At 54.8% G+C, this 12,617-nt stretch carries 9 protein-coding genes and 1 pseudogene; 1 reads left to right on the top strand and 9 read right to left on the bottom strand.

The features are described 5' to 3' along the window. Window positions 1–15: 15 nt before the first annotated feature. Window positions 16–1,022, top strand: a pseudogene (locus J4685_RS11385) (luciferase-like monooxygenase). Window positions 1,023–1,112: 90 nt separating this feature from the next. Here the strand turns inward: J4685_RS11385 and mtr are convergent. From mtr to infB, 9 genes are all read right to left on the bottom strand, one after another. Continuing rightward, a complete protein-coding gene (mtr, locus tag J4685_RS11380; RefSeq protein ID WP_000224390.1) occupies window positions 1,113–2,357 on the bottom strand; it encodes a tryptophan permease in 1,245 nt (414 codons plus the stop codon). A 153-nt stretch (window positions 2,358–2,510) separates the two neighbouring features. After that, window positions 2,511–4,400 carry an ATP-dependent RNA helicase DeaD gene (gene deaD / locus J4685_RS11375; protein ID WP_000807248.1) on the bottom strand — a complete coding sequence of 630 codons (1,890 nt, stop codon included), beginning with the start codon at window positions 4,398–4,400 and terminating at the stop codon, window positions 2,511–2,513. Beyond that, window positions 4,393–4,473, bottom strand: a complete 81-nt coding sequence (gene yrbN, locus J4685_RS11370; protein ID WP_010723222.1) for a protein YrbN — start codon at window positions 4,471–4,473, stop codon at window positions 4,393–4,395. Before yrbN ends, deaD begins: the two co-directional genes overlap by 8 nt. Before the next feature lie 105 nt (window positions 4,474–4,578). Further along, a complete protein-coding gene (gene nlpI / locus J4685_RS11365) occupies window positions 4,579–5,463 on the bottom strand; it encodes a lipoprotein NlpI (RefSeq protein ID WP_000802069.1) in 885 nt (294 codons plus the stop codon). 109 nt (window positions 5,464–5,572) lie between these two features. Beyond that, on the bottom strand, window positions 5,573–7,708 hold the full coding sequence (gene pnp, locus J4685_RS11360) for a polyribonucleotide nucleotidyltransferase (RefSeq protein ID WP_001670767.1): 2,136 nt from the start codon (window positions 7,706–7,708) through the stop codon (window positions 5,573–5,575). Between the two features lie 241 nt (window positions 7,709–7,949). After that, entirely contained in the window at window positions 7,950–8,219 is a 270-nt protein-coding gene (gene rpsO, locus J4685_RS11355) for a 30S ribosomal protein S15 (RefSeq protein WP_000059465.1), read from the bottom strand. 150 nt (window positions 8,220–8,369) lie between these two features. Further along, a complete protein-coding gene (truB, locus tag J4685_RS11350; RefSeq protein ID WP_000089675.1) occupies window positions 8,370–9,314 on the bottom strand; it encodes a tRNA pseudouridine(55) synthase TruB in 945 nt (314 codons plus the stop codon). After that, window positions 9,314–9,715 (bottom strand): 30S ribosome-binding factor RbfA, encoded by a 402-nt coding sequence (rbfA, locus tag J4685_RS11345; protein ID WP_001040208.1) that lies wholly within the window; start codon window positions 9,713–9,715, stop codon window positions 9,314–9,316. Before rbfA ends, truB begins: the two co-directional genes overlap by 1 nt. Before the next feature lie 220 nt (window positions 9,716–9,935). Next, window positions 9,936–12,614, bottom strand: coding sequence for a translation initiation factor IF-2 (gene infB, locus J4685_RS11340; RefSeq protein ID WP_000131177.1), 2,679 nt, complete (start codon window positions 12,612–12,614; stop codon window positions 9,936–9,938). Between the last annotated feature and the right edge of the window lie 3 nt (window positions 12,615–12,617).

Raw genomic sequence — 12,617 nt, 5'->3', positions numbered from 1 at the left:
ACAAAGTGAGCCGTTATGACTGACAAAACTATTCCGTTCTCGGTGCTGGATCTGGCGCCGATCCCTGAAGGATCTTCGGCAAAAGAAGCCTTCACGCACTCGCTGGCTCTCGCACGGCTGGCTGAAAAGCGCGGTTATCACCGCTACTGGCTGGCGGAACATCACAACATGACCGGTATCGCCAGCGCGGCGACCTCGGTATTGATTGGTTATCTGGCGGCCAATACCACAACATTACATCTTGGCTCCGGCGGCGTGATGCTGCCTAACCATTCACCGCTGGTGATTGCCGAGCAGTTCGGCACGCTGAATACGCTCTACCCGGGACGTATCGACTTAGGGTTGGGACGCGCGCCGGGTAGCGATCAGCCGACGATGCGCGCGCTGCGTCGCCATATGAGCGGCGATATCGATAACTTTCCACGCGATGTCGCAGAGCTGGTGGACTGGTTCGACGCTCGCGACCCTAATCCGCATGTGCGCCCGGTGCCCGGCTACGGCGAGCAGATCCCGGTCTGGCTGTTGGGCTCCAGCCTGTATAGCGCACAGTTGGCGGCCCAGCTTGGCCTACCGTTCGCCTTTGCTTCGCATTTCGCGCCGGATATGTTGTTCCAGGCGCTGCATCTGTACCGTACCCAGTTCAAACCTTCAGCGCGGCTGGAAAAACCGTACGCGATGGTGTGTATCAATATTATCGCCGCCGACAGCAACCGCGACGCCGAATTCCTGTTTACCTCTATGCAGCAGGCTTTTGTGAAGCTACGCCGTGGGGAAACCGGCCAACTGCCGCCGCCGATTGAGAATATGGAGACCTTCTGGTCGCCATCCGAGCAGTATGGCGTGCAACAGGCGCTGAGTATGTCGCTGGTCGGCGATAAAGCGAAAGTCCGCACGGGCTGGTGTCCATTCTGCGGGAAACCCAGGCGGATGAAATTATGGTAAACGGGCAGATTTTCGACCACCAGGCACGCCTGCATTCGTTTGATTTAGCGATGGATGTGAAGCAGGAATTGTTGGGGTAGCGCATTGTTTTGCCCGGTGGCGCTTCGCTTACCGGGCCTACAGCATCAAGTAGGCCGGATAAGGTGCAACCGCCATCCGGCACAATAACGTTACTGGTACACCGGCAGCAAATTAAAGCTCGACAGAATATGGATAACCGCGTTGCCGACACCGAAGACCAGAATCAGGGCAATCATCGGTTTACCGCCCCAGACGCGAAATTTTGGGCTGCCGAAACGTTCGCGAGATTTGCGCGCCAACAGCGCAGGCACAATGGCCGCCCAGATAGTTGCAGCTAAACCTGCATAGCCAATGGCGTACAGAAAACCGTTCGGGTACAGCAGGCCACCAATCATCGGCGGCAGGAAAGTCAGCAGCGCCGTTTTAAAACGTCCCATTGCCGAGTCATCAAAACCAAACAGATCCGCCAGATAGTCAAACAGCCCCAGCGTCACGCCAAGGAAGGAACTGGCGACCGCAAAGTTAGAGAACACCACCAGCAGCAGATCCAGGCTGCGGCTGTTCAGCACGCCGCTCAACGCCTGTACCAGCACATCAATATTGCCGCCTTTCTGCGCAATGCCGATAAATTCCGGACGTGGGATGTTGCCCATCGTCCCCAGCAGCCAGACGGAATAGAGCGCCAGCGCCAGTAACGTCCCATAAATCAGGCATTTCACGATGGTGCGCGGATCTTTGCCGTAATATTTCATCAGGCTCGGTACGTTACCGTGATAACCAAAAGAGGCCAGACAAAATGGCAGCGTCATCAGCAGGTACGGCGTATATGACGCGTGGCTTTCAGCCACGTTAAACAACGTGGTCGGCTGAACGTGCCCTAACAGGCTGCCGAAGGTCAGGAAGAAAGTAATCACTTTCGCGCCCAGCACAATCGCCGTCATCCGGCTGACCGCCTTCGTACTCAGCCACACGACAAACGCCACCAGCAGCGCAAAGGCAAAACCTGCCGCTCGCGCCGGAACGTTCAGCGACATCTCAGCAAAGGTATGATGCAGAATTGAGCCGCTCGCCGAGATATAGGCGTAAGTCAGGATGTAGAGCACAAAGGCAATAGAGATGCCATTTACCACGTTCCAGCCTTTCCCCAACAGATCTTTGGTGATGGTGTCGAAACTCGAACCAATGCGGTAGTTAAGGTTAGCTTCGAGGATCATCAGCCCGGAGTGCAGCATACAAAACCAGGTAAAGACCAGCGCCGCCATCGACCAGAAGAACCACGCCCCGGACATGACCACCGGCAGGGAGAACATCCCCGCGCCAATGATGGTGCCGCCGATAATCACCACGCCGCCAAGCAGCGAAGGTGACGTTTGGGTGGTGGTAAGTGTTGCCATTCAGCTCTCTCTCCAGTCATTTATAGTGTGACTATCTCTCAATACGTTGCACTGTACCAGTACACGAGTACAAAAGAAATAAAAAAAGCCCCGATTGTGACGATCGGGGCTGTATATTTTACTTTACGCTGTGAATGCGCAGGTCAGCGTGAGTTACGCATCACCGCCGAAACGACGGCGACCGGTAGAGTCATCACGACGCGGACCACGGCTTTCACGACGTTCGCCGCTGAAGCGACGACCATCACCACGACCACCTTCACGACGTTCGCCGCTGAAATTACGACCGCCTTCACGACGTTCGCCACTGAAGCTACGACCACCGCCGCGACGTTCGCCGCCCGCGTGCGGAACCGCATCACCCAACAGCTGCATATTCATCGGCTTGTTCAGAATGCGAGTACGCGTGAAGTGCTGGAGCACTTCGCCCGGCATACCTTTCGGCAGCTCGATGGTGGAGTGAGACGCGAACAGCTTAATGTTACCAATGTAACGGCTGCTAATGTCGCCTTCGTTAGCGATAGCGCCCACGATATGACGAACTTCAACGCCGTCATCACGGCCCACTTCAATGCGGTATAACTGCATATCGCCAACGTCACGACGTTCACGACGCGGACGTTCTTCACGATCGCCACGCGGGCCACGGTCATTACGATCGCGCGGACCACGGTCGTCACGGTCACGGAATTCACGCTTAGGACGCATCGGCGCATCCGGCGGCAGAATCAGCGGACGCTCGCCCTGCGCCATTTTCAGCAGTGCGGCGGCCAGCGTTTCGAGATCCAGCTCTTCACCTTCGGCAGACGGCTGGATTTTCGCCAGCAGCGCACGGTACTGATCCAGATCGCTGCTTTCCAGTTGCTGCTGAACTTTCGCGGCGAATTTTTCCAGACGGCGTTTACCCAGCAGTTCTGCGTTCGGCAGTTCCACTTCTGGAATGGTCAGCTTCATGGTGCGTTCGATGTTGCGCAGCAGACGACGCTCGCGGTTCTCAACGAACAGCAGCGCGCGACCGGCGCGACCCGCACGACCGGTACGACCGATACGGTGAACGTAGGACTCGGAGTCCATCGGAATATCGTAGTTCACCACCAGGCTGATACGTTCAACGTCCAGACCACGTGCCGCAACATCGGTGGCGATCAGGATGTCCAGACGACCATCTTTCAGGCGTTCCAGAGTCTGCTCACGCAGCGCCTGGTTCATATCGCCATTCAACGCGGCGCTGTTGTAGCCGCTACGTTCCAGCGCTTCTGCTACTTCCAGGGTCGCGTTTTTGGTACGTACGAAGATAATCGCCGCATCAAAGTCTTCCGCTTCCAGGAAACGCACCAGCGCTTCGTTTTTACGCATACCCCAGACAGTCCAGTAGCTCTGGCTGATGTCAGGACGGGTAGTCACGCTGGACTGAATGCGCACTTCCTGCGGCTCTTTCATAAAGCGGCGGGTAATGCGACGAATCGCTTCCGGCATGGTGGCGGAGAACAGAGCGGTCTGATGACCTTCCGGGATCTGCGCCATAATAGTTTCAACGTCTTCGATGAAGCCCATACGCAGCATTTCGTCGGCTTCATCCAGCACCAGACCACTCAGTTTAGAGAGGTCGAGGGTGCCGCGTTTTAAGTGATCAAGCAGACGTCCCGGCGTACCGACAACGATCTGCGGCCCCTGACGCAGGGCGCGTAACTGCACGTCATAACGCTGACCGCCGTACAGGGCAACCACGTTTACGCCGCGCATGTGTTTAGAGAAATCCGTCATGGCTTCGGCAACCTGTACCGCCAGTTCGCGGGTTGGCGCCAGCACCAGAATCTGAGGTGCCTTCAGCTCAGGATCAAGATTGTTGAGCAGCGGTAAAGAGAACGCTGCGGTTTTGCCGCTACCGGTCTGGGCCATGCCCAGCACGTCGCGACCGCCCAGCAGATGCGGAATGCACTCTGCCTGGATTGGAGATGGTTTTTCGTAACCCAGATCGGTAAGGGCTTCAAGGATAGGAGCCTTCAGCCCCAGATCTGCAAAAGTGGTTTCGAATTCAGCCATGTAGTACGTGTGCCTCAAAATTAATGGCGGCCAGTCTACATAACTCATCATGAAATTGATCTGCAATTTTCATTGAAAAGTGTGAACCGGCTCAAAGTAGGTGTATTAACGAACAACAACGCCCTCACCCGCGAAGGTGATGGCAATCAAAAAGATTACGGGCTGATATGTTCGTCAGCTATTGCTGGTCCGATTCTGCCAGGTCATCTTGGTCCTGGCCCAGGAGCGATAATTCCAACAATGCGTATCGGTGCTCAACAAAGTTATGAACGTTGTTGGCCACCGCCAGTTTGAACAGAGCCGTGGCGCTGTCCAAATCCCCCAGACTTAGGTAATACTTACCTAAATAGAAGTTGGTTTCACTGAGATGCTCAGCGAGCGAGGTGTTATCCGTTGCGTCCGCCTTGAGCCTTTCCATCAGCGTTGCTTCGCTAATGTCGCCCAGGTAGAACTCGACAATGTTCCATCCCCATTGCTCTTTATCCGATTTTTCGAAGCGTGCTTTTAACGCTTCTTTCGCCTGCTTCTCATTAAGCTTCTGCTCAACAAGATACAGCCACAGGCTGCGGTAAGGATCATTGGGATCGTCTTGATAAAACGCCAGCAGATCATCTTGCGCTAACTTATCACGGCCGCCGTAATACAATGCGATACCGCGGTTTAAGTGCGCGTAGTTGTAAGTTGGATCAAGCTCTAGTACAGAATCAAACGCTTCATAGGCAGCATCAAAATTGCCTGCCTGCGTTAAATAAATGCCTAAGTAATTGAATACTTCAGGCATATCCGGTCTGATTGCCAGCGCTTGTGAAAAATCATTTCGCGCTAATGCCCTCAAACCAAGACTATCATACAACACTCCGCGCTCATATAAAAGCTGTGCGCGTTCGTCATCGGTTAAAGCCCGACTGGCAAGAATCTGTTCCATACGCGCCAGAATCACTTCCTGCTGTAAAGTCGGTTGCAATGGTACTGCGAGGACTTCACTTTTACGCCAGGCGGAATTACTGCATCCTGCAAGCGTAAGTGCTGTCGCAACGAAACACCAGCGCAAAAAAGGCTTCATTTCCCACTCCCGAAGACAACGATTGAATGAACGTCCTGTTCCCCGGTGGCTCAACAAGGCGTCCAGCCAGGTCTAAAGCCCCCCGCACTGCGGAGGGCAAAAGGCTACCTTACTCGGCCTGTTCGCTCGCCGGAGCTTCCGGCGCAGCCGCAGGTTGAGACTGCTCGGTTGCTTCTTTAATGCTCAGACGTACACGGCCCTGGCGGTCAACTTCCAGAACCTTAACCGGGACTTCCTGACCCATCTGCAGATAATCGGTCACTTTCTCTACACGCTTATCCGCGATTTGAGAGATGTGAACCAGACCTTCTTTACCGCCGCCGATGGCAACAAACGCGCCAAAGTCAACGATACGGGTCACTTTACCATTGTAGATACGGCCGACTTCGATCTCTGCGGTGATCTCTTCGATACGACGGATAGCGTATTTCGCTTTTTCACCGTCGGTCGCCGCGATCTTCACAGTACCGTCATCTTCAATTTCGATGGTGGTGCCGGTCTCTTCAGTCAGCGCGCGGATCACAGAACCGCCTTTACCGATCACGTCTTTGATCTTGTCCGTGCTGATCTTGATGGTATGGATACGCGGCGCAAATTCAGAGATATCGCCGCGCGGCGCGTTGATCGCCTGTTCCATCACGCCCAGGATGTGCAGACGCGCACCTTTAGCCTGGTTCAACGCAACCTGCATGATCTCTTTGGTGATACCTTCAATTTTGATATCCATCTGCAGCGCAGAGATACCGTCGCGGGAACCCGCCACTTTGAAGTCCATATCGCCCAGGTGATCTTCGTCGCCCAGAATGTCAGACAGTACAACGTAGTTGTCGCCTTCTTTCACCAGACCCATAGCGATACCTGCTACGGCGGCTTTAATTGGCACGCCAGCGTCCATCAGCGCCAGAGAAGCGCCGCACACGGAAGCCATAGAAGAAGAACCGTTGGATTCGGTGATTTCAGACACCACGCGAACGGTGTACGGGAATTTATCCATGTCCGGCATCACTGCCAGCACGCCGCGCTTCGCCAGACGACCGTGACCAATTTCACGACGCTTCGGAGAACCGACCATGCCGGTTTCGCCTACGGAGTACGGAGGGAAGTTGTAGTGGAACAGGAAGCTGTCAGTGCGCTCGCCCATCAGTTCATCAAGCACCTGCGCGTCACGGGCAGTACCCAGAGTCGCGGTAACCAGCGCCTGCGTTTCACCACGGGTAAACAGAGCGGAACCGTGAGTTCGCGGCAGTACGCCAGTGCGCACGTCCAGACCACGGATCATGTCTTTTTCACGGCCATCAATACGCGGCTCGCCTGCCAGTACGCGGCTACGTACCACGTTTTTCTCGATGGCGTGCAGGATTTCACCCAGCTCGTTAGCATCCAGAGTTTCATCTTCTGCAATAAGCTGCTCGATGGTTTCGGATTTGATTACGTCAACCTGAGCATAGCGCTCTTGTTTATCGGTGATGCGGTACGCGTCGCTCAGACGAGATTCAGCCAGCGCAGCAACACGCGCGTTCAACGCGTCGTTGACGGCTTCCGGCTGCCAGTCCCAACGCGGTTTACCGGCTTCTTTCACCAGATCGTTGATCGCCTGGATAACAACCTGCTGCTGCTCGTGACCGAATACCACCGCGCCCAGCATAGTGTCTTCGCTCAGCAGTTCAGCTTCGGATTCCACCATCAGCACAGCCGCTTCGGTACCGGCAACCACCAGGTCCAGCTTGCTTTCTTTCAGCTCGTCCTGGGTCGGGTTCAGTACGTACTGGTCATTGATGTAACCTACGCGCGCCGCGCCGATTGGGCCGTTGAACGGAATGCCGGACAGCGACAGCGCAGCGGATGCGCCGATCATCGCCACGATATCCGGGTTAACCTGCGGGTTAACGGAAACGACGGTCGCAATAACCTGCACTTCGTTAACGAAACCTTCCGGGAACAGCGGACGAACCGGGCGGTCAATCAGACGCGCGATCAGGGTTTCGCCTTCGCTTGGACGGCCTTCACGACGGAAGAAGCTGCCCGGGATACGACCAGCAGCGTAGGTACGCTCCTGATAGTTAACGGTCAGTGGGAAGAAGTCCTGGCCTGGCTTGGCTTTTTTCTGGCCGACAACGGTAACGAATACGGCGGTGTCATCCATGCTTACCATAACAGCGGCAGTGGCCTGACGCGCCATCATGCCAGTTTCCAGCGTAACGGTATGCTGGCCGTACTGGAATTTACGAACGATCGGATTAAGCAAAATAATATCCTTTCCAATTTTTGACGGCACAATACGCGCCGTCGTTAATACCCGATCTTCTGCGCATCCTCGCGACTAATGACAACCCTAACCCTGATATGGGTAAAGCCTCTCATTAGCCGCGCGAACCTCTGCAACGGAAGATCATTCATAGCAACAATACATTAGTTTCCAGCGAATTGCTGCCATCTGCTGGAAAAAAGGGGCCATGAAGGCCCCCTCTTTCTGAAACTCGAAAGAATTAGCGACGCAGACCCAGACGCTCAATCAGCGCGGTGTAGCGTGCAACATCTTTACGTTTCAGGTAGTCGAGCAGTTTACGACGCTGAGAAACCATACGCAGCAGACCACGACGGCTGTGGTGATCTTTTTTATGCTCTGCAAAGTGACCCTGCAGGTGGTTAATCTGTGCAGTCAACAGAGCAACCTGAACATCGGTAGAACCGGTGTCGTTTGCGTCACGACCGAACTCAGAAACGATTTTAGCTGTAGCTTCAGTACTTAGAGACATTTTAAAACTCCAAAGTATTTAAGAATGAGAGGACGCCGATCTCTAATTCAGCGATCCCAGTGTACGCCGCGTAAACTGTTAAATAATTTACGCGACGTTAAGCGGCGGTATTCTACTCGCAGCGCTCTCTTATCGCAAGACGAAGCGACATTACGCCGGGTACTCTACTACCAGCCGACGAGGCGCGACACGGCCTTCATCGTCAATTTCGCCCATACCGATAAATTTATCGTCTTCACCTTCCGTCACACGAACCAGTCCCTTCAACGGCGCGCCCGTGGTACGAACCGGGTTGCCATTTTTGAAGTATACCGAAGATGTTAACGGCAGATTAACAACAGGATAGTCCGAAGCCGGACTATCCATTGGCATCAATAATGGATCGAGCCACTGCGCCGCCGGAACGCCCTGCTGTTCCGCCTGTGCTACCAGCGTCTGCAAATGCTCCAGCGTCACCATACGATCCACCGGATACTTGCTGACCGTCAGACGACGCAGGTACGTTACGTGCGCGCCACAGCCCAGCTTCTCACCTAAATCATCAATAATGGTACGAATATAGGTGCCTTTGGAGCAGTGAACTTCCAGCTCCAGCTCATTACCTTCATGGCGAATAAACAGCAGCTCATAGACGGTAATCGGGCGGGCTTCGCGCGGCACTTCGATACCCTGGCGGGCATATTCGTACAGCTTCTTGCCCTGATACTTCAGCGCCGAATACATCGAGGGAATCTGTTCGATATCCCCACGAAAGGTCTCCAGCGCGCTCGCAAGCTGCTCAGCGCTGAAAGTCACCGGACGCTCCTGCACGATTTGACCATCGGCGTCAGAGGTATCCGTGCGCTGCCCCAGACGGGCGATAACACGATAGCGTTTGTCAGAATCCAGCAAGTACTGCGAAAATTTTGTCGCTTCGCCGAGGCAAATCGGCAACATGCCGGTCGCCAGCGGGTCCAGCGCGCCGGTATGCCCGGCGCGGTTGGCATTGTAGATGCGCTTAACTTTCTGCAGCACGTCATTGCTGGACATACCCTGCGGCTTATCCAGCAGCAGAACGCCGTGAATGTCGCGGCCACGACGACGAGGACGACTCATCAGTCCTCCTTGCTGTCGTCCGGGTTCACACGACGTTCTTCGTCATGTTTCACCACGTTAGTCACCAGGTTGGACATACGCATCCCTTCCACCAGCGAGTTATCGTAGAAGAAGGTTAGTTCCGGCACGATGCGCAGACGCATCGCTTTACCCAGCAAGCTGCGGATGAAACCAGACGCTTCCTGCAGGGCCTTAATGCCGTTTTTCACAGCCGCTTCGTCCTGATCGTTGAGGAACGTCACGAATACTTTGGCGTATGCCAGATCGCGGGACATTTCAACACCCGATACGGTGGTCATCATACCTACACGTGGATCTTTGATTTCGCGTTGCAGGATGAGCGCGATCTCTTTCTGCATCTCTTGCGCTACGCGCTGCGGGCGACCAAATTCTTTCGCCATAATAAATTCTCCAGAATAAAGACAAAAAAGGGGCCATAAGCCCCTTTTTAAATTTCTTGCCGGGTGGCGCTTCGCTTACCCGGCCTACGCCTAATCATCTTCTAAGGATTTTGGATTGCAACAAGGCGGCAAACTCGTAAATCCCCGGGAGCATAGATAACTATGTGACCGGGGTGAGCGAGCGCAGCCAACGCCGTTGCGGCCCAAAAGACGACGAAGATTAAGCGATGGTACGTTGGATCTCGATAATCTCGAACACTTCAATCATATCGCCAACGCGAACGTCGTTGTAGTTCTTCACGCCGATACCACATTCCATGCCGTTACGGACTTCGTTAACGTCATCTTTGAAGCGGCGCAGGGATTCCAGCTCGCCTTCATAGATAACCACGTTGTCGCGCAGTACGCGGATTGGGTTATGGCGTTTAATTGTACCTTCGGTAACCATACAGCCCGCGATCGCGCCGAATTTCGGCGATTTGAACACATCGCGCACTTCAGCCAGACCGATGATCTGCTGTTTCAGTTCCGGAGACAGCATGCCGCTCATCGCCGCTTTCACTTCGTCGATCAAGTTATAGATGACGGAGTAGTAACGCAGATCCAGACTTTCGAATTCAATCACTTTACGCGCAGAAGCATCAGCACGAACGTTGAAGCCCACCAGAATCGCGTTGGACGCCGCAGCCAGGGTCGCGTCGGTTTCGGTGATACCACCTACGCCAGAACCGATGATCTTCACTTTCACTTCGTCGGTAGACAGTTTCAGCAAGGAGTCGGAGATCGCTTCCACGGAACCCTGTACGTCAGCCTTCAGCACGATGTTCACTTCGTGAACTTCGCCTTCGGTCATGTTGGCGAACATGTTCTCGAGTTTAGATTTCTGCTGACGAGCCAGTTTAACTTCACGGAATTTACCCTGACGATACAGAGCAACTTCACGCGCTTTCTTCTCGTCGCGAACCACGGTCACTTCGTCACCGGCAGCCGGAACGCCGGACAGGCCGAGGATTTCCACCGGAATGGACGGACCCGCTTCCAGCACTTCCTGACCCAGTTCGTTACGCATCGCACGCACGCGGCCGTATTCGAAGCCACACAGCACGATATCGCCCTTATGCAGCGTACCTTCGCGTACCAGAACGGTAGCCACCGGACCACGACCTTTATCCAGGAAGGATTCGATCACCGCGCCGCTCGCCATACCTTTACGAACCGCTTTCAGTTCCAGAACTTCGGCCTGCAGCAGGATAGCGTCAAGCAGTTCGTCGATACCGGTGCCCGCTTTCGCAGACACGTGAACGAACTGGCTCTCGCCGCCCCACTCTTCCGGCAGAATGCCGTACTGGGACAGTTCGTTCTTCACACGATCCGGATCCGCTTCCGGCTTATCGATTTTGTTCACCGCAACCACGACCGGCACACCTGCCGCTTTCGCGTGCTGGATAGCTTCGATAGTCTGCGGCATCACGCCGTCGTCTGCTGCAACAACCAGAACCACGATATCCGTTGCCTGAGCACCACGAGCACGCATGGAGGTAAACGCGGCGTGGCCCGGGGTGTCCAGGAAGGTGATCATCCCGTTGTCAGTTTCAACGTGGTAAGCACCGATGTGCTGGGTAATGCCACCCGCTTCGCCAGAGGCCACTTTCGTGGAACGAATGTAGTCCAGCAGAGAGGTTTTACCGTGGTCAACGTGGCCCATGATGGTCACAACCGGTGCGCGCGGTTCAGCCGCAGCGCCGGTATCACGGTCGCTCATTACCGCTTCTTCCAGTTCGTTTTCACGACGCAGGATAACTTTGTGGCCCATCTCTTCGGCAACCAGCTGTGCGGTTTCCTGGTCGATGACCTGGTTGATGGTGACCATGGCGCCCAGCTTCATCATCGCTTTGATGACCTGAGAACCTTTCACCGCCATCTTGTTCGCCAGTTCGCCGACGGTGATGGTTTCACCGATCACCACGTCACGGTTAACGGCCTGAGCGGGCTTCTGGAAGCCTTGCTGTAAAGAAGACCCTTTACGCTTGCCGCCTTTACCGCCGCGAACCGCAGCACGCGCTTCTTCGCGATCGGCTTTGGATTCGGCATGTTTGCCTTTTTTCGCCGGACGCGCCGCTTTTGCATTACGGCCACGACCACGACCACCTTCTACTTCACGATCGTTTTCGTCTTCGGCCTGGCGCGCGTGCTGAGAAGTGGTGACATGATAGTCACTGGTGTCTTCTACTGGCTCAGGCGTTGCGGTCCATTTGTTTTCTTCCGCCATGCGGCGAGCTTCTTCTGCTACACGACGCGCTTCTTCTTCGAGTTTGCGACGTGCTTCTTCTTCCGCTTTACGCTTCAGCTCTGCAGCTTCATTCTCACGGCGGGCTTTTTCGGCCTGGGCGGTTTTGGTCATATCGTCAGTCTGTTGATTGCTCACTTTGTCTTTTTCCGCAGCTTCACGTTTCGCTTTTTCAGCGGCTTCACGCTTAGCTTGTTCTGCGGCCTCGCGTTCAGCTTTTTGTTGCGCCTCGCGTTTGGCCTGTTCTTCTGCCTCACGACGGGCTTGCTCTTCCGCTTCACGCTGCGCCTGCTCTTCCGCGGCCAGGCGTTCAGCCTCTTGCGGATCGCGTTTCACAAAGGTGCGCTTCTTGCGGACTTCGATTTGTACCGATTTACTTTTTCCACCGGTACCAGGAATATTCAGGGTGCTGCGCGTTTTACGCTGCAGCGTCAATTTATCGGGGCCAGAAACCGCTTCGCGGTTCAGGTGCGCCAGTAAAGTCTGTTTTTCTTGTGCGGACACAGAGTCGTCAGCAGATTTCCGGATACCTGCATCAGCAAACTGCTGTACCAGGCGATCCACGGAAACCTGTCTCTCTGCGGCCAGCGCTTTTAGGGTTAAATCTGTCATGCT

Source organism: Salmonella sp. 32100201201700099SM (assembly GCF_017572645.1).
Classification (GTDB): Bacteria; Pseudomonadota; Gammaproteobacteria; order Enterobacterales; family Enterobacteriaceae; genus Salmonella; species Salmonella enterica.
This window is presented reverse-complemented; position numbering and strand designations above follow the sequence as displayed.

Bases quoted from the DNA above. Each gene is read 5' to 3' on its own strand.
- nlpI (WP_000802069.1), bottom strand. From the start codon at position 5,463: ATGAAGCCTTTTTTGCGCTGGTGTTTCGTTGCGACAGCACTTACGCTT.
- mtr (WP_000224390.1), bottom strand. From the start codon at position 2,357: ATGGCAACACTTACCACCACCCAAACGTCACCTTCGCTGCTTGGCGGC.
- yrbN (WP_010723222.1), bottom strand. From the start codon at position 4,473: ATGAAAATTGCAGATCAATTTCATGATGAGTTATGTAGACTGGCCGCC.
- infB (WP_000131177.1), bottom strand. From the start codon at position 12,614: ATGACAGATTTAACCCTAAAAGCGCTGGCCGCAGAGAGACAGGTTTCC.
- deaD (WP_000807248.1), bottom strand. From the start codon at position 4,400: ATGGCTGAATTCGAAACCACTTTTGCAGATCTGGGGCTGAAGGCTCCT.
- rbfA (WP_001040208.1), bottom strand. From the start codon at position 9,715: ATGGCGAAAGAATTTGGTCGCCCGCAGCGCGTAGCGCAAGAGATGCAG.
- rpsO (WP_000059465.1), bottom strand. From the start codon at position 8,219: ATGTCTCTAAGTACTGAAGCTACAGCTAAAATCGTTTCTGAGTTCGGT.
- truB (WP_000089675.1), bottom strand. From the start codon at position 9,314: ATGAGTCGTCCTCGTCGTCGTGGCCGCGACATTCACGGCGTTCTGCTG.